This is a genomic window from Sphingobacterium sp. UBA1897, assembly GCF_002337775.1.
GTDB classification, from domain to species: Bacteria; Bacteroidota; Bacteroidia; order Sphingobacteriales; family Sphingobacteriaceae; genus Sphingobacterium; species Sphingobacterium siyangense.
Map to the genome: position 1 here is coordinate 59,560 of NZ_DDGR01000005.1, position 24,926 is coordinate 84,485.

Consider the following 24,926-nt stretch of genomic DNA (forward strand, 5'->3'; position numbering starts at 1 on the left):
GAAATGCCTATTTTATCCTTATTGATATTTTTACCGCTATTGGCTACGGCGCTCATTCTCGCCCTACCAACACGATATAAATCGAGTTACAAATATATTGCTTTAGCATTCACAGCAATTCAATTTGTACTGGCCGGAATATGTTATGCACAATTTGATGCAAGCAAAACAGGAGTCCAAGATCTGGCGGGCTATCAATTTGTTGAGCAACTTTCCTGGATCCGATTAGATTTAGGATCAATAGGTAAATTAGAGATCGATTATCTTATTGGTATTGATGGGATCTCCATGCCCTTGTTATTGCTGAGTGCTTTTGTTATGCTGATGGCTATAGGCGCCTCTTGGAATATCCAGAAAAGTCCGAAGGGATACTTTGCCTTGCTCATGGTACTTAATATGGCCGTTATGGGGATTTTCTGTGCATTGGATTTCTTCCTATTTTATTTGTTTTATGAAGTCATGTTACTGCCACTCTACTTCTTGATCGGTATCTGGGGTGGTGCAAGACGCGAATACGCAGCCATAAAATTCTTTCTATATACCCTATTCGGGTCTGTATTTATGTTGTTGATTATCGTAGGATTGTATTTTTCAGTAATCAACCCTTTGACTGGAGCACATACTTTCAACATGATCTATATGATGAATCCACAGAATTATCTTGAGGGTTCTATTTTCGGCTGGGAGGGTTACCAGGAAATTTTGGGTGTTTCGGCTCGACTGATCGGTTTCATTGTGCTTTTCTTTGCCTTTGCCATTAAAGTACCCATTGTTCCCCTACATACTTGGCTACCGGATGCGCACGTTGAAGCGCCGACACCCGTATCTATTATTCTTGCCGGTATCCTCCTGAAAATTGGTGGTTACGGTATCATCCGTATCTGTTATAGCATCTTTCCCGATATGGCAGCCTTATCCAATTGGTGGCTTGGATTAATCGGCGTTGTATCCATTATTTATGGTGCCTTGAATGCCTTATCACAAAAAGACCTGAAACGAATGATTGCTTATTCATCGGTCTCTCATATGGGTTTTGTACTACTTGGTATTGCATCGCTGACTGCCGAAGGTATTTCTGGCGCCATGTTTCAGATGATTTCCCATGGATTCTTATCAGCGGCACTCTTTTTCCTTGTTGGCGTGGTCTATGACCGAGTACATGACAGAAATATCTATAGTTTCCGTGGCTTAGCTCAAATTATGCCTAAATACACAGGTTATGTCGCTGTCGCATTTTTTGCATCCCTGGGCCTGCCCGGCTTTTCAGCCTTTATTGGCGAAGCCTTTGTCATTATCGGTTCCTTCAATGCAGCGAGTATAGGAACCGGGTTACCGCGCTGGATGGCACTTGCGGGATCCATAGGTATCCTATTAAGTGCAGCCTATCTACTTTGGACACTGCAACGTATGTTCTTTGGACAAATTCGATTAAAAGGTGGTGAATCTTGGAGTAATGCACTTACAGACCTAAATTCACGTGAACAGATCATCTTATTTCCTACCCTAGCGCTCGCCTTGTTACTTGGAGTTATGCCGGCATTAGTATTTAACTATCTAAACGCTAGTGTTCTGAATCTCGTGAGTTTTATCCAACAATTTATTTAATTCGCATGCTCGCATTCAGTCCATATATCAGTTCTTTCATCGATCAGATTATCGTAAGCGTTCCTTATTTTAAGCCTGAACTGACATTGATCGTCACTTTTATTGGTACTATTCTAGCTAGTCTTTTTATTGACAAACACTGGAAGCATACCTCTTTTGTCATCACCCTCATTGGGCTATTGCTCAGTGGCTGTTATCTTGTGGGCCAAGGACTTAGTAAGGTAGATGCAACAGGCTTTTTTGATATGATCCATATTGATGCATTTGCTGTAGCCGCACGTTTGATTATCCTGTTGTCAACAATTCTCATTTGTATATTCATTCAACAACGCCATCAAGACCGCCCTTTAGGTGACCTATACGCCGTACTACTGACCGCAACCCTTGGCTTGAACCTGCTGACTATGTCGAGTAACTGGTTGATGATCTTTATTGCAGTGGAGACAGTTTCGATCAGCTCCTATATTATGGTTGGCTATTTCTCTTCAACAAAAGTTCAATCGGAAGCTGCTTTAAAATATGTACTGTTCGGATCCATCTGTGCTGCGGTTATGCTCTATGGTTTGTCTTTATTATACGGTTTCACGGGAAACCTGAATTTTGACGCCCCAAGTCACATTGCCGGCTTGATGGAAGCACCCCAGATCATGATCAGCATTGCTTTACTATTTTTGCTGACAGGTATTGGTTTCAAACTGAGTTTTTTCCCTTTTCATGTCTGGAGTCCGGATGTTTACCAGGGTGCCCCAACAGTTATTACAACCTATCTCGCTACAGTACCCAAAATTGCTGTTGTTGTGCTATTATCCAAGATACTTTCAGCCTGGCTTAACGTGTCCTTTTATTTTAGTGATTTCTTGACTTATGTGATTATTGCGATCGCCATTGCAACTATGCTGATTGGTAATTTAGCCGCTTTACGCCAACACGATGCCAAAAGGATGATGGCCTATTCTTCTATTGGTCATACGGGGATACTTCTTATGGCTGTATTGGTTTATCAAAATAATGAATCAAATGTGCTGTTATTTTATCTATCCATATACGCTTTGATGAATATTGCGGTATTCATCTTTATTGATGCTTTGGAAGCTAGTTTAGAAAATACTTCAATTGAATCGTATCGCGGCTTAGGAAAGCAGTACCCACTGCTGTTCACCTCCTTTTCAATTGTTTTAATCGCTTTGGTGGGGCTACCCCCTACTGCAGGTTTTGTTGGAAAACTTTTGGTCTTTTCCAAAGTGTTCGAACAATACCAAAACTTCCAATCCTTTGGTTTATTGGCATTGCTCCTAGTTGGTGCATTGACATCTGTCATTTCCCTATTTTATTATTTTAAAATACCACTGAATGCATTTTTAAGAGAAAATACGGGATCTCCAGGAGTTAAGTTCAATATGGTACTCTTGTGTATTGGAATCTTATGTACCGTAGCCGTATTGATCTTAGGTATCTTTCCTGATTTATTACTTTCGGCATTCTAGAAAACAGGAAACTTCTTTCATTTTAATAAGTCTATCGTCTAATTCATTCCCTTAATGTCTGCGTTGAATAGTAAGAATAACTCCATAATATATTTTATATTTCCTCAATAAAAGTATTATCTACGGTTGAGGAGAGACCAATAAATTGTTTTTTATGTAAAGCGCAATTAAATTGCATATAAAAAGCAATTTATCTAAGTTTGTACCATGATTAGTGCAATAGCAAATCCAATTTTTCAGCGTGCTATCCAGGATTACCACGTCTACGATCAGATTGATCATCCAATCCAAAATCCGTATGACAAACAATCTCTGGAACATCTCCTCTATTTAAAATGCTGGATTGACACCGTGCAATGGCATATGGAAGATGTGGTACGTAATCCCTCGATTGAACCCCAAGAAGGCTTATACTGGAAAAGACGTATTGATGAATCCAATCAGTACCGCACAGATACCGTAGAGTATATTGATAGTTATTTTCTACAAAAATTTCAAGATATACAGGCGAGTCCTACAGCAACAATCAATACTGAAAGTCCGGCATGGGCTATTGATAGGCTTTCCATTCTGGCGTTAAAAATCTACCACATGGAACAGGAAACATTGCGCACAGATGCTTCCGAAGCACATATCATTTCCTGCCAAGAAAAACTGAACGTTTTATTGGAACAAAGGAAAGATTTGTCCAAAAGTATTGATGAATTGATGACCGCAATCGCATCTGGCGATAAATACATGAAGGTTTATAAACAGATGAAAATGTATAACGACCCTTCATTGAACCCTGTCCTATATTCTTCAGGAAAATAAAACATGTCCTTACCGCAACGGATCATAGTAACCCGATTTTCAGCTATGGGCGATGTTGCCATGGTTGCCTCCGTGTTGAAAGAATTCTGCATTCAGTACCCTGATATAGAAATTATTATGGTCAGCAAGCAATTCTTTGCCCCATTTTTTGATGGAATAAAAAACATACGGTTTCACGCCATTGAGCCCAAAACAATTCATAAAGGTTTTTTTGGTTTGGTCAGGCTAAAGAAAGAGCTAGCACAGTACGGCGCAGATGCTATAGCCGACTTACATTTCAATTTGCGTTCGCGTGTAATTGATCTATTATTTTCCTTATCGGGCGTAAAAGTAAAGCAGCTTGACAAAGGGCGGGAAGAAAAAAAAGCTTTAACACGAGAAAATAACAAAATTAAAGTTCCTTTAAAGCTAACGGTGGAGCGCTATGCAGACGTATTTCGTGCATTAGGCTTCAAATTTGAGCTCAGTAATAAATTGGCTTCTAATTTGCAGGATGTACCCAAAGCTGCATTTAGTATGTTTGCAAGTTTTGATCGAAAGAAAATTGGCATTGCTCCATTTGCACAACATCGTTATAAGATTTTTCCTCAAACCAAAATGGAAAATGTGATAGACGAACTCACGCACAATGGTTATGATGTTTTGTTGTTCGGCGGAGGCAAACAAGAGTTCCAAATTGCCCAAAACTGGACCGAGCGATTTCCCAACACCTATAATACCATAGGCAAATTCTCGCTACGGGAGGAACTGGATTTGATTTCGAACCTAGATCTCATGATCAGTATGGACTCTTCCGGACTTCATATGGCATCGTTAATGGGCGTAAGGTGTCTTTCTTTGTGGGGAGCAACGCATCCTTATGCTGGATTCACAGGTTATGGGCAGCAGCTAACAGACTGCATCCAAGTTGAGCACCCCAATAGACCAAGTTCAGTCTATGGCAACAAGCCCTGTGATTGTGATGGAATAGAAGCAATTGATTTAATTACACCGGAAATGGTGATCGAAAAAATAAACGGAATAAGATGAGGATTGGGTTCGATGCAAAACGCTATTTTTTAAACAAGACCGGTCTAGGGAATTATAGTCGGGACTTAATTCGTATGCTCGAAAAGTATGCTCCCGAAAATGAGTATCTAAAATATACACCAAAAATTGGTGATCAATATATCAATCAACCAGCATCTCAAAAAAATATACGGTTGCCACAGGGTTTTATCAACACTACTTGGCCTAATCTCTGGCGTAATCAACGTATTGTTCGGGATTTGAAAAAAGATAAAGTTGATATTTACCATGGACTGTCTGGTGAAATTCCATTAGGTTTAGCAAAGGCACATATTAAATCTATCGTTACCATTCATGATTTAATTTTTTTGAGACATCCTGAACTTTATCATCCAATTGATCGTTGGATTTATAAGAAGAAATTCAAGCATGCCTGCGAGGCATCTGATCGTATCGTTGCCATAAGCGAATGTACTAAAAACGATATTGTCGACCTCTTTCATATACCCGAAGAAAAAATCGATGTTGTTTACCAAGGCTGCCATGAAGCATTTAAAACTATCAAAACTGAAGAGCAGAAAGCAAATCTTCGAGAGAAGTTAAAATTACCACAGGATTTCTTATTGAATGTTGGAACCATTGAACCGCGTAAAAATATTTTACCAGTAGTGAAGGCCATAAAAGACCTTGATATCCCCCTTGTTATTGTAGGTAAACCAACACGTTACTATCAGGACATCATGGCCTATATGCAACAAAACCACATGGAAAACAGGATATTCTTTTTCCAAGGATTAGCAATGGAAGAATTGGCCGTTCTTTATGCATCGGCAACGATTTTCATTTATCCCTCAATTTATGAAGGCTTTGGCATTCCTATTATAGAGGCGCTTTACTCTGGTACACCTGTGATCACCAGTAAAATGGGCGTCTTCCCAGAAGCTGGGGGACCGGCATCTTGCTATATTGACCCTACAAATATTGCAGAGATAAAGCATGCTATAATATCCTTGCTTAGTGATTCCTCCAAGCGAAATGAAATGATAGAAAAAGGACTAGAATTTGTTCAAAAGTTTAATGATGAACGTGTTGCCAAACAGATGGCTTCTATTTATGCCAGTTTATAAATCGACCGACTGACCCGTTGAAACAAAATACTTCTTCAATACATGAAGAGAAACGAACTCTTCTTGTGCCCGATCCATAAATAATTTCACATAGGCATTGGCCTGTTTAACAATTGTTTCAGCCTCGTCGGGATGATCTATATAAAACTGTAATTTTTCTTCCAGGTCCGAATAATCGTTTTTAATACAGATAAAATGATAGTCCGGTAATAAGGTTCCTTCCATAAACCAGGTTTCATACGTTGGCATCGGCATGACAGCGATGGAATTTGAAGACATGATCCATTTTAAGTTGGTAGCTACGTCATTTCCTTCCAGGGCAAGAATAAATTTATAAGCTAAATGTCCAGTGATAGAAAGGTAATCGTGATCAGAAGACTTAAACGCTCTTTTTAAATCACATAAGGGATGATTATGGTATTGCTGAAAGAAAAGCTTCCGGTGCACCTGTGCAAATCCGCTCCTTCCAACTAATCTATTTTTTTTCCTCCTAAATGCAATATGATCAGTAATAAAATTAAAGTGCCTGCTCTTATCCAAGTTCAACAATACCGAGTTGGAATTATCACCAGCGATTGGTCTACTTTTCACTAGGGCAGGTTTATCTGGAATAGCAATAATATCACCTGGAAAGATTTGAAATTTTAATTGTTGATCAAAATAATCCAGGTATTGTTTACTGTCGAAATAGTAAACCCGTATCTTCCTGGGCATCTTATAATCTTTGATCTGAATCGCATCGTTTGACAACGACCGTTGCGGAGCTAGTTTATTATAATAGTTTATCCGAAACTGAACCCATTCAGGCTGCTGGGTCAAATCTCTGTTCAGCAACACCGAGGCCTTTTTCCGTAGCAGAAACTTTGGTCTCAGCTGTCGTCCGAATACACTTAAATAATAAAAGAATTTAACATTCTTATTTTTTAAAAAGATCTTCTTGAAATTCAAACTCATAGCATATATAAGAAATAAGAGCTGTCGCTATCTAATCGTCCTTAGGTTTGACCACAGGTACACGAAGCTGCATTTTTTTCCAATGTAGTGAGCGATCGCCGTAAATCAGAATCTTACTTAGTTTATACTTGAACTTCAAAAGTCCTTGATAATCGTCGGTAATACGACGATAGGCAACCTGAGGATCTTCTTCTAAAACCCGATTTATTGCTTCCGTATATACCGTTGGCCCAGTCATTTGATGTACATCATGTGGATATCTATTTTCCTCGATATTTCGCACGATCAATTCAATCGTCTTTTTCAGGAATGGGTGTCCTTTATCGTAGATCAATGCCCATTGTGCATAGAGGCTTCTATTTTTCTCATACGTAATAACCGCCGTATCCTCAGGTTTAATCACTTCGTCCAAAACGCCAATAATATCGCTATCTAAATCCAAATAGATACCGCCATAAACATATAAAACCGCATACCTAAAAAAATCGGCTTTAGCGGCACCGATCTGCAACCGCGCGAAGGCCTCGTAAGTACGTTGATCAAAATTTTCTCTAATGAGCGTATCGATTTGCGCATCATCAAAAAACTGTCTAGTATAGCCTTTATTTCGTTTTAGAAATCGCCAAATATAAAACTTTGTCAACAAGGGTATCTTATTGGTCTTAAAAGTCTGATAGATAACTTTTGGAATTGCCATTTTTATTATTTCAACAGTTCTTTATAAAGCGTCCAATATTCACGAGCTGCTTTATCCCATGAAAATTGTGATGCCCATGATGTGATCTCAGCAGTACGGTCTTCCCCATTGATAATTTCCATAAGATTCAACTTTCCAAATTCAATCAAATAATCTGGATTAGTAGATTCTAAAAAGAAAGCTTCAGGACCTCCAATTTCAGGCAGACAAGTATAGGTAGACAATAATACTTTTTTACCTAAAGACATCGCTTCAATAACAGGCAATCCAAACCCTTCAGCAATAGAAGGGAATGCAAATATCGCACAGTCCCTTAAATAACTATATTTTTCATGCTCAGAAATTGGTCCTGTAATACGAATTCTTTCAGTGACACCTAGTTTAGAGGCAATTTCCATGATATACTTATCATATCCATCTTGATTGATAATACCGCTAATAATAAGCTCTAAATTATTACCGACAAGTAAATATGGAAGTGTATGAAAGTTCTTCTTGCTATTTACTGTACCAATTGTAAAGATAAATGGCTTATCGCCGTTGGCACTCCCTTCTACTTCCATATTAGAATGGAAATTTGGAGCCAAATTGCTCCCATTATAAATTACTTGGATTTCCTTACCATTTAAATTACAATAATTTAACAGATCCTGTTTCACATAATTAGATATAGCAACAACACTATCAGCACGATCTAGATTACCCTGTAGCTTTTTTAAATACTTTTTTTCCTTTTCAAGAGATTTTCCTTCTTTCAAAAAATTGAGATCATGGATCGTTGCTAGTATCTTAGTTTTAGAATTTCGCGGAAAGTAAGAACTCAATTGATATGTTGAATGCCAAAGTTCATTGTTGTGCAGAGAGGGGCGTAGAAATTTATGTATGGATTTTTGCTGGATATAATGCACATGGTCTCCAAAGATTTTACTCGTAACATCTGAAAGATAAAACTGCAAATCCATATTATGTTTAAAACTATTGTTTTTGAGCAGAGCCATACCAAGTTGTTTACAAAAATGATATAACCCAGTATGGGGATATTTCATTCGTTCTGCATCAAATATAATTGTATCCTTCATTTTAGTTTATCATATCCAAACAAGATATTATTTTCATCAGGTAAAAATACGAAGTATCCAATTATCAAAGTCATATTTCTCAATAATATCTTTGCGAATCTCTACATATGGCAATATCAAAAATTCTTCAAGTAGCCTTTGCTCATCCCCAAGAATAAAAACATTGTTGGGATGATAAAAATCATATTGACGAATCGTTTTATTATTTGTCAATAGCTTTTTTTTATATCCTATGGACTCAAAAACTCTAAAAGATAGACCTTCATGAGAATCTACTAAAAGATCTACCAAATATTCACTTGTTAATACCAGCTTAATATAATCAATATATTCAATTTGCTCCTGAATAAACTGAATATTTGGGAAGTCCTCTTTAACGAGCTTACTATCATCACTATAAACCATAAACCTTGTAAAACCTCCTGAATCATTTATTAATTTTTCCGTATTAACGATGTTTCGCATTCGGCTACTGATATAACTTCCCAAAAATAAGAATGTATTTTTTTGGATCGCTGTCTCTAAGTTCTGTAAATGTGAAAAAAAGAAATTGGTTATAGGTATTACTTTATTATTACCTTCTTTAGCTGTCACGATATCCCCCTGATCAAAAAAGTAGAACCGATCAAAATACTTCAATTTATCTTTAATAGTAGGATACCTGTTCAATCCATCCCACTGATATCCCAAAAGTACTTCTGTTTTCGCTCGGATTAGATCCATTACAAACATTGGATAGATATCCGAACGTATAATAAGTCCGTAATCCGCCTTTCCTTTTAAATTTTGTAAACTCGTCAAAATTCCATTTCCTGCAGCAAGAAATTTCAGCTTAGCTTTGTAAGTTCGATCTCCTAAAAATACTTTTCGAAATAAATTATATAATCTATCAGCCAGATTTTTATATTTGAATTCATGGTCTTGAAAACTTACATCAATCACTTCAAATCCAAGCTGTTCTAATCGGCTGTTAATGATTTTGTAAAACCCAAAACTAGTAGGCATACCAACAATAACTCTTTTCTTGTCTCTAATCAAAATACTTCTCTATTAATTTACAATGATAACGTAATGACGATTTGATATGATACAATAAAGTTCCGATCTAAATCTATTCTTTTTACTTATTTTCTACGAAAATAAAAAAAATGTATCATTTTTGTAACATAACTCGTTATGGAAAACAATATGTATTTACATCGTAAAAAAAAAATGATTTTTGGTAGCCCAAGTAATTACGGTTTTTCTGATGCAATTAGATCTGAACTATCACTTTTAGGGTATGAGATAATCGATTTTTCGGAATTAAATACAGCATTTCAATATCCCAGTCTATTTCACAGGATTTATAACGTATACCGGAAAATTGTTTTTTCAGACAAGTCATATAAAGCGAAGTTAAAACAACGTTACATTCGTCAAAATTTATGCGATATGCTAAATAAAATAGAAAATGTAGACTTTAGCTTCATTATAAGGCCAGATTTATTTCCACTTGAGTTTATCAGTCAATTGTCAACTAAATCAAATTATACAATCGCATACCAATGGGACGGAATACAACGCTATCCTGATATTATTAAATATATCCCTCTTTTTGATCGTTTTCTTGCATTTGAAGACGATAATACGTCAAAAAACATATCTATATGTACCAATTTCTATCTCGAAAAAATTATTAGCGATCAAAAACCTACAATCGAAAATAAGGCATTTCTCCTTGCAACTTTTCAAAAAAATAGAATAAAAGAAACATTAGCTTTGAAGCAAATACTGGATAAAATTAAATTCAACAACCAATTTATCTTATATTGTAACGAAAAAGAATACCGCAATACTTTAAAGGATAACGGTATTTCGATTATAAAAAAGCCAATAAGTTACTCCGACAGCTTAAAAATGACGCTTCAATCCACTGTATTAATAGATATACATAATCCCATCCATAACGGCTTGTCTTTTAGAATTTTTGAGGCTTTAGGTTACGAAAAGAAACTTATTACAACAAATAAGGAAATTGCTAAATATGATTTTTACGATCCCAGAAATATTCTTATCTGGGAAAATCAATGTGCGGATGAAATTGATGCATTTTGTAACTCAGCATATCATCAAATAGATTCACGTATTAAAGAAAAATACGCATTAGAAAATTGGATCAAGCACTATAGCAGTTTATAATAAGAAGAATCCCGAATTATTTATACAGTCATTAAAATTAAAAGTTTCACACATGTCAAATTTAAAAGGAATTAACATTCTTGGTTATATTCACAAACAATTTGGGCTAGGAGAGGCTGTCCGAAGCAATATCCGTTCTATCAAAAGTGCAAATATCCCTTATGTTATCAATGATGTAAAATTTGAAATATCTTCTGATATCAAAGAAGAACGTGATAATGCCATTGAAATTATCGATGAAAATCCCTATTCAGTCAATCTAATACAGATAAATTTTGACAATTTTTCAAAAGTAATTTCATCAAATAATAAATCCTATTTGAAGGGGAAATATAACATTGGTTTTTGGGCATGGGAGTTAGATTATTTCCCGACAGACTTTCAGGATTATATTGAAATCTTAGATGAAATCTGGGTACCAAGTAATTTCTGTCAAAACGCCATCGCGCAAGTTTCAAACAAGCCAGTACTTCGGTTTATGCACTCCATTAAAATCCCGACTACACAACTTTCTCGCGAAGAACTTAATCTCCCGAAAGAAAAATTCATATTTCTTTCGATGTTTGATTATCACAGTGTATTGGAACGCAAAAATCCTTATGCCGCTATTACAGCTTTTGAAAAAGCCTTTGGTGAAAACAATACACAAGCTATTTTAATCATAAAAACATCTGTTGGAGATAAGTTCAAGGAAATGAGAGAAAAATTAAAGAATCGGATAAGAACAAATCCGGCCATCATCTTAATCGAAGAAATTCTACCAAGAGAAAGCTTGGACGCGTTGATTAATAATTGTGATGTTTTCGTTTCTTTACATCGATCCGAAGGTTTTGGTTTGACTTTAGCTGAAGCAATGTCTCTAGGTAAGCCTGTTATTGCGACCGCCTATTCGGGTAATTTAGATTTTATGAATTTTGAAAATAGTTGTCTTGTCCCCTATCAACTAATATCAACTAAAAATAATTATGTCTATACTGAAAATGCCGAAACACATTGGGCAGATCCTGATGTTGAATATGCAAGTAAACTGATGTTAAAGTTGTTTAATGAAAAAGATTTTAGGACTTGCATAGGAGAAAAAGCCAAAAATGAAGTAAAAAACCAATTAGATCCAGAAAATATAGGACTAGCTATCAAAAACAGATTAGATTATATTTATCAATTTTGTGTTCCCAAAATTAAGATGGATATAAACCAAACGGTTTTTAACCTTCAGCAAGAAAACACGATTCTTACAAGTAAATTAGATGCCTTAAAAAGAACAAAGGTTGTTAAATGGAAGTTAAGGCTTAAAAACTTTACAAATAAAGTCTTCGGTAAAAACAAGACCTATATCTGGGAGGAATAAAAATATCTGTTTCATAAAGCGGTTCAGTATTTTAGGAAACAAATATTTAACAATAAAATATTAAATTCTACGTGATATCTCTCAAATTAGGATCTTCTATATCCATATTCCCTTTTCCTAAAAAGCTCTCATCGAGTATCCTGATTTCATTATTTGGGGCATAATAGCTTTCATAAAACTGCACCCCTTGGGTTTGCAATTGATTATAAAACTGAGAATCACTCAATAACTTATTGATATAAAAAGCAAATTGATTAGGGTTATCCGCAATTAAACAACCATTTGAAACTTTGTTGACTAGGCCATCAACACCTCGCCTATTCGTCACAACGGGTAGACCGTAACCAAGCGATTCCAACACTTTTATTTTAATTCCTGTCCCAGATAACATTGGACAAATAGTAATCTTGCTAGTATTATATATATCGGATAAATCATCTACCACACCTAATTTCTCGATTCGACTGTTATCCTCGATTTTATCACAAATCTTACCCACAACTGTCAATGAAAAATGTTCATTAACCAAAGGTAGAACTTCTTGAATAAACCACTCAATACTTCTTTGGTTATGGCCATTATCACTAGCAACATATAGAATTTCATGATCTATCCTATTTTCTACTTTCTCTTTTTTGCGAATACTTGATGAAACTGGAAGCAATCTCACTTTATTTGTGAGAAACTGCTCAAAGATATATTGTTCTTCAATTGAATAAGTCCATACCTCGTCAGCACAATTAAGAATCTCAAGTTCTTCTTGGAAAACCTGCCCTATCGATTTTCTATCTCCACTCCGCGTTAAATATTGAGATGTAATTAAATCATGTGTATCTATTATGGTACGTTTAGATGGAACTGCTTCAACAAATCTCCCCCATTCAACGTAACTTATCAATGTAACATCAAAATTGCCGCTAAACTGCTTTCTTATTTGTTTCAAATGGAAAGGCGTTACCTGATCTAAACCTTTTTTTAAGAATAATCTCGAAAGCTTATCCCGAAAGAAATATTTTAGATAATTCCCCTTATTTTCCCTATGTTGTATAAGTATTAAACGAATATTCGGAAATTTCTGCTCAAAAGACATTTTGTCCGCCTGCGCCCAATGATCAAATGAAACAAAAGCTGTTTCTACATAAGGGCTATTACGTTCAAAATATTCTAGCAATTGTATACATCTCGTAATATTTCCTGCGCGATCATTCATCGGATTAACCGGCATAAAATATAGTACTCGTTTCCTTTTAGACATTGTCATATTTATTTATTACAGCATTAACCAACTCCAACCATCCCCTCGTCATTTTATCAAGATTAAAATCTTTTATAAAAATTTCCCCTTTTATCCCCATTTGTTCACGAAGAAGTGGATTATTTATTAATTGCTCAAGATGAAGCTCCATACCTTCTCGATCGTTCGCCAAAAACCCATTCTCACCATGCTTTATTAATTCGTTCACTCCAGAACATGTAGCAAAACCTATACTAGGTAAACCAACAGACATAGCTTCGGCCAAAGCAAGCCCAAATCCTTCATATCTGCTCGGAAAAATAAAGATATCTGCAGCCTTCATCTTTGCGATGGGATCGTCAGTAAATCCGCGAAGGAAAATTCTTTTGGATAGGCCCAGTTCAAGAATCTGTAATTTCAATCGCTCAAAGTCATCACCTATACCCCAAAATTCCAAATCCCATGCCGGGTATTTTTCTGCCAAATTAGAGAAAATATCTATAGCTATATGTTGCTGTTTACACGCAGTATCCAATCGTCCAATATGAATTATCTTAAATCTCGATTTTTCATTACTATGTCGAACCAAATCGGTTTCGCTTACCTCGTCGATAGGATTCGTAATAACACGGCATTCGCCGGCAAAATTATCGGGCAAAAATTTTCTATAACTATCAAAAAGAATTTGGATGCCATCAAGCTTACTAAAACTTGACGTCAATAAATCAACCATATACGATTTCCTTCCGCCCAGAATATTGGAATAATCATAATCTGGCCGACCGTTCACCGAATCTAAAATTGGTATTGTCAGCGTGTTTCCATAGGTAATTTCCAACAATGAACCAATAGACATTGTAATAATCAAATTTGGCTTAACTAGATCAATGTAACTTTTCCAAGCAATCGCCCGGTTTCTCAAATTATACTGAAATAGTTTATCTTCCCCTTCCATACGCTTTATTAAACGGCGATTATACCATTTAGCATACTTCTTTTCTATCTTATATTTTATCCAAAGAAAAGGATTTCTGCCTTTATAATTATATAAGGGGATCTCCTCTTTTTGTTCCAGATTTACATCATATATGTTTGTAACACGTACGCTTTTATCCAAAGTAAACACTGGCTTACCAACTACATTTTCATTAGTGGCTATTTCGACTTCATAACCATTGGCGGATAAAATATTAGCCAATATCGAGCAGATTTTTTCTGTTCCTCCTATTCCATTTAAAAAATACAAATGTTGTATTAATAGAATCTTCATATATCAATATATTTATTTCTGATATTATTGCGAAGTTTCCTCCTTAATTTAGAAATTGGAATAAACTTAACCCAAAACAATGCATGTTTAAACTGCTGGGCTCTATTCGTTCGATAGCTTTTATAAAAATTATCAAAATTCACATGATTTTCCGCTGTCATGAAAGACCTAAATGGAACCGATAATACTTCTATATCAGTTTTGGATAAATATGGCTCGACATATTGTCGCATAAAATTTTGCAATAATCTGAAAAGTACTTCTTTTTCATTCTCATCAAAAGGCATTTTTATGTAACGCAACTCAAACGGTTCATGTTCAATAAACAAAGCTAGTTTGAGTGCTCTCGAGGTAAAAATATCATGTTGATCGTAGAATATTTTTAAAAGTTCCAACCAATTAGGTATCTGTTTTAAGATGCGAGCGGTTTCTTTATTGATGCGTACATGATTTTGATTCTCGTGTTGTCTATAAAAATATTTTGCATCCGGATTGAATCCTATTTTATCAGTCATTAAAAAAAGGCAATGTGAAAACAAACCGTCTTCACAAGGTTGGATTCCCACGGGAAAGCGAATATCATGATAGCTGTCCAATAATGACTTTTTTATAAACAATCCACAAGTAGGTACAGCAGTCAATCGTTTTGCTCTGTAACAATATATCTCTCCTAAAACGACTAGATCAAGATCATCTTGTTTTGCTAATGTATAAGTTCCAGTCAAGAATTCGGAATCAATCGTATCATCAGAATCTAGAAAATAGACATACTCTCCTCGCGCACGACTCAAACCATTGTTTCTCGCAACGGAAACACCCGCATTGTCCTGATCAAAAAAGTAAATTCTCGAATCTAAGGATGCATATTTTTGGCATATTGCAGCAGAAGAATCCAGACTACCATCATTGACAAGAATAATTTCAAAATCTTGTAATTCCTGGTCAAGTACACTTTGGATTGTCTCATCTAAATATTTTTCAACATTGTATACCGGTATGATTACCGACACAGCGACGGGAAAAGTCCCCTTCGTACTACCATTTTTTTCCATCATTGACATTCAATATACAAAAATAGCAAGACGAATTATATATCAAATACCGAAATCAATTTAAAGATTTTTCGATCCTATCTTTGTTTAACGTAAATTCCCGGTATCGGAATTCCCCTGATTTATTCCCGATCATAGCTCCCATCTTGAGGAGAGACTCAGTACTCCCCATTGGAAAGATCGAACTTCGATAGGCATTATTTTTCAACAGAGGCTTCGGTAATACTTTGAAATTTAATCCATCTTTCGAATAAGCCACATACAATAGCTCTGCCGTGTATCTTTTCACTTCACCAACAGCAATACATAGAAAATAATAACCGTCAGCATATGTTGCCTGAATATGCCATGGCGAATTACCACTACCTTCCTTCAGCCAGGGTTTATTAAAGAAATTAACTATTTTGCTGTCGCGAAACCCTGTAAAATTAATCCCATCGGCAGATGTTCTGCGAACCACATAAGAAGGATCCTTCCCTTTAAAATTTTTCGAATTAAAATTCAGCTCAATTTCATAACTCAAAAACTCACTTCCGTCATGAATAAAAGAGGGAGACAATAGATGATCATCTTTGGGAGTAAACGGAGGATTACTGGTAAAGGCGACGTTCAGATTCGACCACTTTATACCATCTGTAGATGTTTGTTGTACAATAGTGCGATGAGCGTTTTGTTTCAGTCGATCAAAATTGGTATTACTTAACACACATTTGCCTTTCAAAGACTGAGCAGTGATAAAACTGCCTCTATAGTAAAGATAAAACTGATTATTTAAGTATATCCAATCGACATCTGACCAAAATCCCTGAATCGGATCAACCTTGTTTTCACCGAAACTTTCTGTCGGGAAGGGCGCATTGATAATGGGATTGCTCAATCCCGGAGGATTTACCCAATCAAGACCATCATTTGATACAACAACACTTGGATTTTCAAATTTCTTTGAATTTTGATTGGTCCCCACTGCACCAAAATAAGGGGTGAAAACCATCCAATACTTATACCCATTCAGTTTATTTGGAAAATAAAGAACATCTGGATGACAATAACTGGCATTTGCGCCCGAGATATCTATAAAATCGTTGGCATTTTTTAGCCCCTTAAAATTAGCGTCAGCAACAGTATGTATATTGACCAAACCTTCATTATTATCAAAAGTAACTGAATCAATGGGATCAACAGTCCAAATAGGAGCTTCAACATCCCCCGCAAAAAAATCCTCTGGACGACTGCAAGCCACTAGGAAAATACTTCCATAAAGAAGTATCAAAAAATTACGAATCATAAGTAAAAATCAAACGGTAGAAACAAAAAAACGCGACTTGGCTAACGATGTTTTTCCATAAATAAAATAAACTGACGGCAAATAGATGTATAAAACAACAAAGACCAGAAATCACCAAAAAAATCGTTATCAAGACTTTCATTTTGCCATTATAAGCATTTAAAAAACACAACGCTTTAGCTTTGATACGATATTAAACGTATCACTTGAGGTAAAAAAACTATTCATAGAGTATATACTTTTCAAAACTTCCTGTATTATTATTTGTATTCATACGCAAGCCTGCTCATTGCCCAAACACAATGAACCGGAACAACAAGCGTTATTATTTATATTGTATAAGAATCAAAAATTTTAATCATGGACAACAGTAAAAAACTTTATATCATCCGACATGCCAAAGCCGAAACTATTCCGGGCATAAACGATTTTGATCGCGCACTCACATCCGACGGCATACAACACGCAAAACAAGTAGCGGCTAAGCTATCGGCAAAATTGACCTTAGATGAAAACAGTATCGTGATTAGTTCACCAGCCAATCGCGCAATGCAAACAACACGTATTTTTCTAGATGTCATGGGCTCTTCTTCTTTTGATATCCAAATTGAAGAAACAATTTATGAATGTACATACAAGCATTTGCTTTCCATCATAAATGCGATCCCCGATCATATCAATCATGTACTGCTCTTTGGACATAACCCCACGTTGACTGATCTAGTGGAATACCTGACCCGAAAAGCGGCCTATTTACGCACCTCATCCTGCGCAGAGATCAAGCTCGATGCAGGTTTTACCTTTCATATGCTCAGCGGCAATTGCGCTGATCTTGTGCAAATAATTGATTAAAATCCGATCAAAGAACAAACTTATCTTCAGATAAGATCAGCTTATCACTTACCCGCATTTGATTTCATTGCCTTATCAATCACCAAAGGCACTGAAATCAAATCCAAATCATGTGAATACACCACAAATTTCTCGACCCAGCAGGGATCAAATTTTTCCTTAAATTCTTTCAGGCCCTTTGGTTGACGGAAGTAAGGATTATTTTCATATAGAAAACTGATCAAACGTTCAACAAGCCCTTTCTTCTTGTCAAATCCCGAAAAAGGAGCCAGTCCCATATTTAAAAAAGAATAACCTTCCTCTTTGCAATACGCTAAAAAACGGATAATCAATACATCCATATTTCCCCCTGGTGCATCTTGCAATTTCCGGATAAGATCATACGTCGCCTCGTCTGGAGCATAATTGGGAATGATATTCAAAAAGGCCAAAATGCGCCCTTCGTTATCCTCCAAAGTAATTACATGGCTATTTTTAATCTTACCAACGTCGAACATACCTTGAGAAAAAACACGTTCTGAACGCTTCATGTCTCTCAACCAATGATCAGACACAACCTGCAATTTCTGAAGCAAACCATTGGATAACGGTGCGCGATATAAATTCGAAACAAAACCTTTTTTTTCAATGCTATTCACCGCATTTCGAAGTGATTTACGTTTCTTTCCTTCCAGCGAAAAATTATCGACATTGACAATAGCCTCTTCTCCGATCAGAAAAGATTTTTTGCCCAACTGCTTGAAAACCCCTAGATGTCTACCATCAACGCGGTAATAGGCTGTTTTTAAACTCGATTTGCAACAATAACGTTCAAATGCATTAATCAGTTCTTTCATCGCATCTTCAGTATCCTCACAAACGGGTCCTTCGAGCACCATAGCAAAACCATAACATTTTTTATACGCAATAAAGCCCGTCCGCTCCGTGTTAAAGAAAAGATCTTTATCCCCATACGTCTTAAAATAATCAACAGGTGATTTACCATAACGCTCCAAGAGGCGCTGTGCAATTTCAATCTGCCCATCAACCTCTTCTTCCGCTAACTGACACGGATTGACCATCCAGTAGAACAATGCAGACAGACTGATCACACTAAAAAAATTAATGGAATACAAAAAATACTGTCCTATCGTTGTCTGAGGTTCCGCAACATCACCATTAAGTAGCACAAAACCGTGCAGCGTACTGCTTACCGCATTTAAAATGGTAAAATCCATGTTAAAATGCTTCGCATTCAGAAAATAAAACCCAGTAATTCCATACAGCAGCACGACCCCAATAAGCCACAAAACCAAGCTGAGATTTAAGGAGCTGAATCTTCTATTACTTTGTACAAAATAGTGTTTTGATGAATAAAGAAGCATCAACAGCACCAAAAAGGCGAACCAGGCTTCTTCAAAATCCAGCCCTTTGGAAAGATTAGCAACAATGGAAAGCGAACATAGCACAACCGCAACATACCAAGCCATACGTAGCCCCTTCAACAGAAAACCCGAACACATCACCAATAATATACCGAAGAAAAGTACCGCTGCATTTGAGAAGTTTAAAGCATCATAAGATATAAATTGCTTTAATGCCGTGACACGGCTATGAATCGCCGGCGTCAAGACAGAGATGATATTAATAAGCCCCATCACGAAAATAAAAACAGATGGAAGTATCCGAACAAAGATGTTGTTTTTATTCACGAAGAAACTAATTCCACCCAATGCCAATGGCCCCCAAAACTCAAATAAACGATATAAAAGGGATATAGAAATAGCCTGTTCTTCGCTGTAGCCAAACTTACACAGAATGACAATCATAGATACTTCGATCAGTCCCACCCCCTTCATCAATGGTGAAAAACAATAGACCAACGTTCCGACAGCATAGGTTACTGTACAGGCCAATAAAGATGTTTCAAAGCCTAAAGCAAGCATAGCAATATAGATATGTAAAATCCCTACTAGCTCAATGACTGTCGCCCAAATGAGACTTTGCAATACAGCCCAAAAATCCACACCCTTTTTATGGAGTTCATCCCAGATACCTGCAACTGAGGGGAAATGCCGTACTGTAAAATTGTATGTTACTCCCCCACGGTAAAATGATCTGCAGTACCAGCCAAACCCCAGCAATAGCACACTAAAAACAAGCATAATCCCGATAATCTGCACATCAAGACCTGCGATTCCTACAAACAGAAAAACAAAAAGACAGAGTATAAATAAGGACACTAGGCTAATGACTGCGTAGATAACAGAAGAAAGATTGGCGTTTGCATCATCAATTCCCTCTTGATTAACTTCTTTCTTAAAGAAAGCCAGTGAGGTAAATCCACCTACCGGAAGAAAGACACTGATAAAGTTTCTCTTTAGAAATAAACGGGTAGCTCCACCCAGTGATAACTTTTGTTGCAAAGACCTAAAACTATAGACATAGACCAAACCTTGCATGGCGATGTATGCCAAAGAAACCACGATCCCGATTGCCACCCAAAACAACGAACTTGACTGGATAAGCCCTACCGACGATGCCAGCTCCTGTCTCTGATTTGCAAAAAAATATACGGCACCCAAAATGACCAATAGGCCCAATAAGGATTTCCAGATCAACATTTTGTTTTTCATCAGCATAATTACCTCTCAAATTGACAAACCCAATTATTTCGTTTTTCTAAATCACTTTTACTAATGACATCATTACTTTAAAATAGTCCCAATCCGATTTGTTTTTTTAGGCATCAAAAATCAATACCGATCTTTGCCCTGATACCCCATGGAGATACACCGGGATTATTCAGGTACGTAAAACGGCGAACCAGATCGACACGTAGAATTTTAAAGATATTACTCAAGCCAACACTCCCTTCTATATAAGCCCCATTATTGAGGGAGAACAGTTGCGGTTCGCGAGGATCCTTGGGTAATTCATCAAAACTTTTCGTGTATCTGTTGGAGGCATCGACAGCTCCATACAACATTTTTACAGAGGCGATCTCCCGGAGATCCAGTTTTTTCAGAAGCGGAACTTTATTCAGGAAAAAACCATTAAATGAATGTTGAAGCAATAGTGACGTGTACTTATCGCTCATAAATTCCATTGAATTCATCAAATTGTATGAGTTGAGCTGATACGAATAGGTTTGATTTGCCCGGTGAATAATCATCAGCGGATAGGGAACCTTTCCAAATTGGATGCCCGATTCAAATACGATATCGGCAAAACCAAATTGGGACGCAAAAAATCGCTTATTGGCATTTAATATAAAACGTTGGTAGTTATAATCTCCACCCAATAAACCTTTCACGCCAACCTGTGCGGCTAAGGTAAAAACAGGCTGACCTGTATTAATAATACGTCGATAACGTTTCCCCTGGTATAATTTCTCATGTGGAGCCCAGCGAATTTCTCCGGTGAAAGCAGAGGTCCACAGCTCATTGCCGTTACTTCTTCTAAAAGCTCGGCGGTCAAACTCCAATATGCCACCTGGGCTAAGGATTTGATTAAAGAACCCTACTTTAAAGGATAGATGGTTTTCAAATTCCTGCCAGTATTCGATCTGCCTCCGCTGTAGATAAAACATTTTGTCATTTTCCCCTCTTCTGAATGAAAGCAAAAAATTGTCATTATCAATAAAATTGAGATCCTGTCCCGGCACCTGCACCTCTTTACTAACCTTAGCAGAGACTAACTTTACAGGAAATTTATAGACCGATTCTCCGTTAAAGGAGTAAGTGGCACCCATGTTATATTTCCATTGCCTATCTTTCGTCCCATAGGCACCATAACCATCCAGGACCAATGTCTTGCTAAAAATATCCGTCGTGTTGCCACCAAATTTAAATCGGCTTCCTTCTACAGGGTTAAAACTATAAAATGAAGGTACTGGCCCTATTTCGATAACACCGCGCCCATAATAACCCGACATAATGAAGGAGCCCAAAGCCATCAAATTTTTAAAAGATTTTGACTGTTTTAAGCTATCAATATTCGTAAAAGCCTGCTCCTCCAGCCTACTCAGTTTCTCAGGTCTCGCAAGATTCCAGTCAATCCCATTCGGATTCTGTGGCCCTGTCCGTGTCAATGCTTTACCATTGACAGCGAGCTGTGTTTCATTGGAAGCTGATCTGCTGGTCACTTTCTCCCCAAACAAGCCCATACCGTCCTTAAAAATCCCCATGTCTATCGTCAGTACTCCCCTGCTCAGAAAAAAACGATGCGCTTGATTTTCCGAATAATTCAAAACAATATTTAAACCCTTTACCCAGTTGATATTGGTCGCTTCGTTGATGGTCAGCTCCGCTTGATCCAATGCATAACTTCCGTCTAAGCGGATATAGATGAAGCCTGAAAAAAGTGCATCCTCCCTATTCCTTGGCTCTACGCGTATTTTGGCATGCCAAGGTTTACTATCTTTCAAGGTATCAACCAAGTAATATTTATAAAACGAAGGTCCCAACGTTGCTATAGGGCTCAAAAAACGTCTATTCCCAATAGAGACATCCGTATCATAGATATTTGTTTCACCATAGATTTTATCCAAATACTCATCAATACCGTCTTCATCCAGGTACTGATCTACGCGCGACTGATTCTCACCCAGTAAAACAAAGCTGTTACCTTTAAGAGCATCCAATTTTCGCTGACCAATTTTCTCATCCATAAATATCGGGACCAGCGACCTACCGGGATATTTTAGCGTATCCATCCCCTGTTTTAAAAATCCGAAACGTTTGAGCAAGCGGGATTTATCCACCTTTTGATTTTGGATAGACAAGGACATCGATAGCTTCTCATATTCTTGATAGCTACCGGCTGTTCCATTTAACGCATTATTTTCATCTCTTTTTTCAATTACTTTACGGATTAAATCTACTGTTGGATTATGTTTATTCGTGTATTTTCTTTTTTTAGGCGCATTCACGACAACTTCATCGAGACTTTGTTGTTCATCTTCCAAACGAATAATAAGAACTTTCTTGCCCTGTGCGACACTCATCGGGAATACCTGTTTTTTATAGCCAACGGCACTAAATAGTAACTCCCAATTGTCAGGCACGGATGGTAACTGGAACTGCCCCTCCTTATTTGTTGCTACAGATTTTGCCGTATTGGAAAGCTTTACAGTAACACCTTGTATAGGTTTTGCCGTTGAGGCATCGAGGACAATCCCTGTTAATGAAGCTCCTTGTCCAAATAGTCGAGAAGTAAAGAACAGTAAAACCAATAAAAAACGATATTGCATAAAAAAACCTTGCATCTAAATTCAGTAGGATGACAAGGTTTTTATAAAAAAGTCCTAATATGATTGCTATCTTAATCGAATTGTGTTATAGATAGTCTTGAAATCACGATTATAATTGTGCGGCCCCGCCAGTACATCGACCTTTAATCCCGCATTACGAAACATTTTCACGAGATCTTCTTCGCCCTCTTTACAAAAGACATAAGTCGAAGGGAATTGCTTTAGCTTCAAGACTTCAGCTAGTACTTCGTAGCCATTGGGCTTCTGTTTCCAGTTAAGCATAGTCGATACGGTCACCTCGAAACTCGCATACTGATCGGGCGACAAATAAGTAACATGCCGGATTGACTTTTTCAACGGATCCGAGAAATTATTCAGAACAAAAGGTAACACTCCGGCAGAAAATGAATGTCCTATCAAATAAATTTGGTCGCAGTCCCATTCTTTCCTGAAATGGTCAATATACCGTTCGAATTCCCTTCCCGCTTCTTGCGGAGTTTTCTTTTTCCAGAAATATTTTTTTGCATCGATGACCAAACGAGGATATCCATCGAGTGAGAAGTAAGATAACAGGCTTTTACTAAAATCATTATAACCACCATCGCCCGTAATAAATACAAGCATTGTCTTTTGTTTGTTATTGGTATCTTTAAGTGGAATAACGTAATTTGGCAGTACTTCCGCCTGTATTGGTCTTAGGGCCAAACATAACCAGAAAAATAGAAATAGCAATAATCTATCTGCTTTATAATGTGCAGTGTTCATGTGTATATATTATGTGTAAATATTTGCTTTGAATAATAACAATGTCTTTGACCACGTGGAGCGATTCATCAGGAGCGATTCATCAATAAATAAGCTCTGAAATCCTTCCCTACGGACACTATTTACTGGTTCTAATGTCCTTTATTGGAATTGATTTACGCACACCGTCCATCACATAAAAAAAGCCAAGGGCATTATTCGAAATATTACCTTCAACATTGGCAGGTACTGCAGACAATAATCCTTTCCATTCAGTCTCCTGAAATAGATTATAAATAAAACGGGAGTAACGTGGCGATTCAGAAAACTTAGAGACGATTAAACTGTCCTTCAACGAAACTTCATAGTTGTAAGTCTTCCCAAGTAAGTTATTCAGTACATTAGGTGCCCCCAAACGATAACTGTAGCTAAAAGGAGAGCGAAAAGAAGAAATATCATCTTCAGAAAAATCCTTCTGCGGCATAATAAGCCATTTATTGGAGGTTCGCATCCCGAAGAGATGTTTATTAACCTTTACCGTCCATTTGTTATTCAAATTACTTTTTTCGACCGGTAGAAAGGCATTTTCAATTGGTACCACAGGTATCAATTGATCTTGTGCTTCATACAATTTCCCATTCAAAGTAATCGTAAGCTGAAAGACATTTCCTACCGTGTCCTTCAGATTGAACAGCTCACCATAATAAAGCCCCTCACCCAAATCATTGAATTCAATCATATTGGGACCATTGGTTACACGTACGGTGGCCCCACTAATCCCGATAGTCCCTGAATTAGACTTTAGCCCGTCCAATTTCTTTAATTGGATATACTGCTCTTTGTACATCGTATTAATCCCACCTTCAACAATCATATCGTACGATTGTCCTTCGTCTACAGCCGATTTCTGACAAGAAACCGCTAGGAAGCAAGTAACTATAATCAATAAGAATCTCATAT

General features: G+C 36.9%; 20 protein-coding genes. 8 read left to right on the forward strand and 12 right to left on the reverse strand.

From position 1 onward, the window contains the following. The first annotated feature begins 3 nt into the window (after positions 1–3). The 5 genes from B4N43_RS04150 (at position 4) to B4N43_RS04170 (ending at position 6,037) form a co-directional block, all read left to right on the forward strand. The gene (locus B4N43_RS04150) at positions 4–1,605 is read left to right on the forward strand and encodes a complex I subunit 4 family protein (protein WP_286732951.1); all 1,602 of its coding nucleotides are present in this window, start codon (positions 4–6) and stop codon (positions 1,603–1,605) included. 5 nt (positions 1,606–1,610) lie between these two features. Then, positions 1,611–3,089: an NADH-quinone oxidoreductase subunit N gene (locus B4N43_RS04155; protein WP_286732952.1), complete on the forward strand. Its 1,479-nt coding sequence runs from the start codon at positions 1,611–1,613 to the stop codon at positions 3,087–3,089. Between the two features lie 207 nt (positions 3,090–3,296). Further along, positions 3,297–3,902 carry a DUF4254 domain-containing protein gene (locus B4N43_RS04160; RefSeq protein WP_286732955.1) on the forward strand — a complete coding sequence of 202 codons (606 nt, stop codon included), beginning with the start codon at positions 3,297–3,299 and terminating at the stop codon, positions 3,900–3,902. 3 nt (positions 3,903–3,905) lie between these two features. Next, positions 3,906–4,931: a glycosyltransferase family 9 protein gene (locus tag B4N43_RS04165; protein ID WP_286732957.1), complete on the forward strand. Its 1,026-nt coding sequence runs from the start codon at positions 3,906–3,908 to the stop codon at positions 4,929–4,931. Further along, entirely contained in the window at positions 4,928–6,037 is a 1,110-nt protein-coding gene (locus tag B4N43_RS04170) for a glycosyltransferase family 4 protein (protein ID WP_286732958.1), read from the forward strand. The genes B4N43_RS04165 and B4N43_RS04170 overlap by 4 nt, the downstream gene beginning before the upstream one ends. Here the strand turns inward: B4N43_RS04170 and B4N43_RS04175 are convergent. Genes B4N43_RS04175 through B4N43_RS04190 form a run of 4 tightly spaced genes read right to left on the reverse strand, consistent with a single transcriptional unit; the run spans position 6,032 to position 9,805 of the window. Further along, a complete protein-coding gene (locus B4N43_RS04175) occupies positions 6,032–6,991 on the reverse strand; it encodes a glycosyl transferase family 90 (RefSeq protein WP_286732959.1) in 960 nt (319 codons plus the stop codon). The genes B4N43_RS04170 and B4N43_RS04175 overlap by 6 nt on opposite strands. 31 nt (positions 6,992–7,022) lie before the next feature. Further along, positions 7,023–7,688: a glycosyltransferase family 32 protein gene (locus B4N43_RS04180; RefSeq protein WP_286732960.1), complete on the reverse strand. Its 666-nt coding sequence runs from the start codon at positions 7,686–7,688 to the stop codon at positions 7,023–7,025. Positions 7,689–7,693: 5 nt separating this feature from the next. Continuing rightward, complete coding sequence (locus B4N43_RS04185; RefSeq protein WP_286732962.1) at positions 7,694–8,767, reverse strand: glycosyltransferase family 4 protein; 1,074 nt, start codon at positions 8,765–8,767, stop codon at positions 7,694–7,696. Between the two features lie 36 nt (positions 8,768–8,803). Continuing rightward, entirely contained in the window at positions 8,804–9,805 is a 1,002-nt protein-coding gene (locus tag B4N43_RS04190; RefSeq protein WP_286732963.1) for a hypothetical protein, read from the reverse strand. Between the two features lie 138 nt (positions 9,806–9,943). On the opposite strand from B4N43_RS04190, the gene B4N43_RS04195 reads away from it, so the two are divergent. After that, on the forward strand, positions 9,944–10,948 hold the full coding sequence (locus tag B4N43_RS04195; RefSeq protein ID WP_286732965.1) for a hypothetical protein: 1,005 nt from the start codon (positions 9,944–9,946) through the stop codon (positions 10,946–10,948). Positions 10,949–11,000: 52 nt separating this feature from the next. After that, the gene (locus B4N43_RS04200) at positions 11,001–12,296 is read left to right on the forward strand and encodes a glycosyltransferase (protein WP_286732966.1); all 1,296 of its coding nucleotides are present in this window, start codon (positions 11,001–11,003) and stop codon (positions 12,294–12,296) included. Between the two features lie 67 nt (positions 12,297–12,363). Here the strand turns inward: B4N43_RS04200 and B4N43_RS04205 are convergent, their stop codons facing one another. The 4 genes from B4N43_RS04205 to B4N43_RS04220 are packed head-to-tail and all read right to left on the reverse strand — an operon-like array spanning position 12,364 to position 17,137. Then, positions 12,364–13,551, reverse strand: coding sequence for a glycosyltransferase (locus B4N43_RS04205; RefSeq protein WP_286732968.1), 1,188 nt, complete (start codon positions 13,549–13,551; stop codon positions 12,364–12,366). Further along, complete coding sequence (locus B4N43_RS04210; RefSeq protein ID WP_286732970.1) at positions 13,544–14,776, reverse strand: glycosyltransferase; 1,233 nt, start codon at positions 14,774–14,776, stop codon at positions 13,544–13,546. The genes B4N43_RS04205 and B4N43_RS04210 overlap by 8 nt, the downstream gene beginning before the upstream one ends. Before the next feature lie 20 nt (positions 14,777–14,796). Further along, positions 14,797–15,855, reverse strand: a complete 1,059-nt coding sequence (locus tag B4N43_RS04215) for a glycosyltransferase family 2 protein (RefSeq protein ID WP_286732972.1) — start codon at positions 15,853–15,855, stop codon at positions 14,797–14,799. Positions 15,856–15,907: 52 nt separating this feature from the next. Then, positions 15,908–17,137 (reverse strand): hypothetical protein, encoded by a 1,230-nt coding sequence (locus B4N43_RS04220; protein WP_286732973.1) that lies wholly within the window; start codon positions 17,135–17,137, stop codon positions 15,908–15,910. Between the two features lie 360 nt (positions 17,138–17,497). On the opposite strand from B4N43_RS04220, the gene B4N43_RS04225 reads away from it, so the two are divergent. Beyond that, a complete protein-coding gene (locus tag B4N43_RS04225) occupies positions 17,498–17,989 on the forward strand; it encodes a SixA phosphatase family protein (protein ID WP_205400428.1) in 492 nt (163 codons plus the stop codon). Positions 17,990–18,033: 44 nt separating this feature from the next. On the opposite strand, the gene B4N43_RS04230 is transcribed toward B4N43_RS04225, so the two are convergent. The 4 genes from B4N43_RS04230 to B4N43_RS04245 form a co-directional block, all read right to left on the reverse strand. After that, complete coding sequence (locus tag B4N43_RS04230; protein ID WP_286732975.1) at positions 18,034–20,604, reverse strand: flippase-like domain-containing protein; 2,571 nt, start codon at positions 20,602–20,604, stop codon at positions 18,034–18,036. Positions 20,605–20,717: 113 nt separating this feature from the next. After that, positions 20,718–23,237: a DUF5686 and carboxypeptidase-like regulatory domain-containing protein gene (locus tag B4N43_RS04235; protein ID WP_286732977.1), complete on the reverse strand. Its 2,520-nt coding sequence runs from the start codon at positions 23,235–23,237 to the stop codon at positions 20,718–20,720. A 51-nt stretch (positions 23,238–23,288) separates the two neighbouring features. Beyond that, complete coding sequence (locus B4N43_RS04240) at positions 23,289–23,987, reverse strand: AcvB/VirJ family lysyl-phosphatidylglycerol hydrolase (protein WP_153845680.1); 699 nt, start codon at positions 23,985–23,987, stop codon at positions 23,289–23,291. A 118-nt stretch (positions 23,988–24,105) separates the two neighbouring features. Beyond that, entirely contained in the window at positions 24,106–24,924 is an 819-nt protein-coding gene (locus B4N43_RS04245; RefSeq protein ID WP_120333676.1) for a DUF4249 family protein, read from the reverse strand. Between the last annotated feature and the right edge of the window lie 2 nt (positions 24,925–24,926).

What these genes read in the sequence shown, in the direction of transcription:
- B4N43_RS04150 (WP_286732951.1), top strand. Translation starts at nt 4, where the DNA reads ATGCCTATTTTATCCTTATTGATATTTTTACCGCTATTGGCTACGGCG.
- B4N43_RS04155 (WP_286732952.1), top strand. Translation starts at nt 1,611, where the DNA reads ATGCTCGCATTCAGTCCATATATCAGTTCTTTCATCGATCAGATTATC.
- B4N43_RS04160 (WP_286732955.1), top strand. Translation starts at nt 3,297, where the DNA reads ATGATTAGTGCAATAGCAAATCCAATTTTTCAGCGTGCTATCCAGGAT.
- B4N43_RS04165 (WP_286732957.1), top strand. Translation starts at nt 3,906, where the DNA reads ATGTCCTTACCGCAACGGATCATAGTAACCCGATTTTCAGCTATGGGC.
- B4N43_RS04170 (WP_286732958.1), top strand. Translation starts at nt 4,928, where the DNA reads ATGAGGATTGGGTTCGATGCAAAACGCTATTTTTTAAACAAGACCGGT.
- B4N43_RS04175 (WP_286732959.1), bottom strand. Translation starts at nt 6,991, where the DNA reads ATGAGTTTGAATTTCAAGAAGATCTTTTTAAAAAATAAGAATGTTAAA.
- B4N43_RS04180 (WP_286732960.1), bottom strand. Translation starts at nt 7,688, where the DNA reads ATGGCAATTCCAAAAGTTATCTATCAGACTTTTAAGACCAATAAGATA.
- B4N43_RS04185 (WP_286732962.1), bottom strand. Translation starts at nt 8,767, where the DNA reads ATGAAGGATACAATTATATTTGATGCAGAACGAATGAAATATCCCCAT.
- B4N43_RS04195 (WP_286732965.1), top strand. Translation starts at nt 9,944, where the DNA reads ATGGAAAACAATATGTATTTACATCGTAAAAAAAAAATGATTTTTGGT.
- B4N43_RS04200 (WP_286732966.1), top strand. Translation starts at nt 11,001, where the DNA reads ATGTCAAATTTAAAAGGAATTAACATTCTTGGTTATATTCACAAACAA.
- B4N43_RS04205 (WP_286732968.1), bottom strand. Translation starts at nt 13,551, where the DNA reads ATGTCTAAAAGGAAACGAGTACTATATTTTATGCCGGTTAATCCGATG.
- B4N43_RS04215 (WP_286732972.1), bottom strand. Translation starts at nt 15,855, where the DNA reads ATGATGGAAAAAAATGGTAGTACGAAGGGGACTTTTCCCGTCGCTGTG.
- B4N43_RS04220 (WP_286732973.1), bottom strand. Translation starts at nt 17,137, where the DNA reads ATGATTCGTAATTTTTTGATACTTCTTTATGGAAGTATTTTCCTAGTG.
- B4N43_RS04225 (WP_205400428.1), top strand. Translation starts at nt 17,498, where the DNA reads ATGGACAACAGTAAAAAACTTTATATCATCCGACATGCCAAAGCCGAA.
- B4N43_RS04230 (WP_286732975.1), bottom strand. Translation starts at nt 20,604, where the DNA reads ATGAAAAACAAAATGTTGATCTGGAAATCCTTATTGGGCCTATTGGTC.
- B4N43_RS04235 (WP_286732977.1), bottom strand. Translation starts at nt 23,237, where the DNA reads ATGCAAGGTTTTTTTATGCAATATCGTTTTTTATTGGTTTTACTGTTC.
- B4N43_RS04240 (WP_153845680.1), bottom strand. Translation starts at nt 23,987, where the DNA reads ATGAACACTGCACATTATAAAGCAGATAGATTATTGCTATTTCTATTT.
- B4N43_RS04245 (WP_120333676.1), bottom strand. Translation starts at nt 24,924, where the DNA reads ATGAGATTCTTATTGATTATAGTTACTTGCTTCCTAGCGGTTTCTTGT.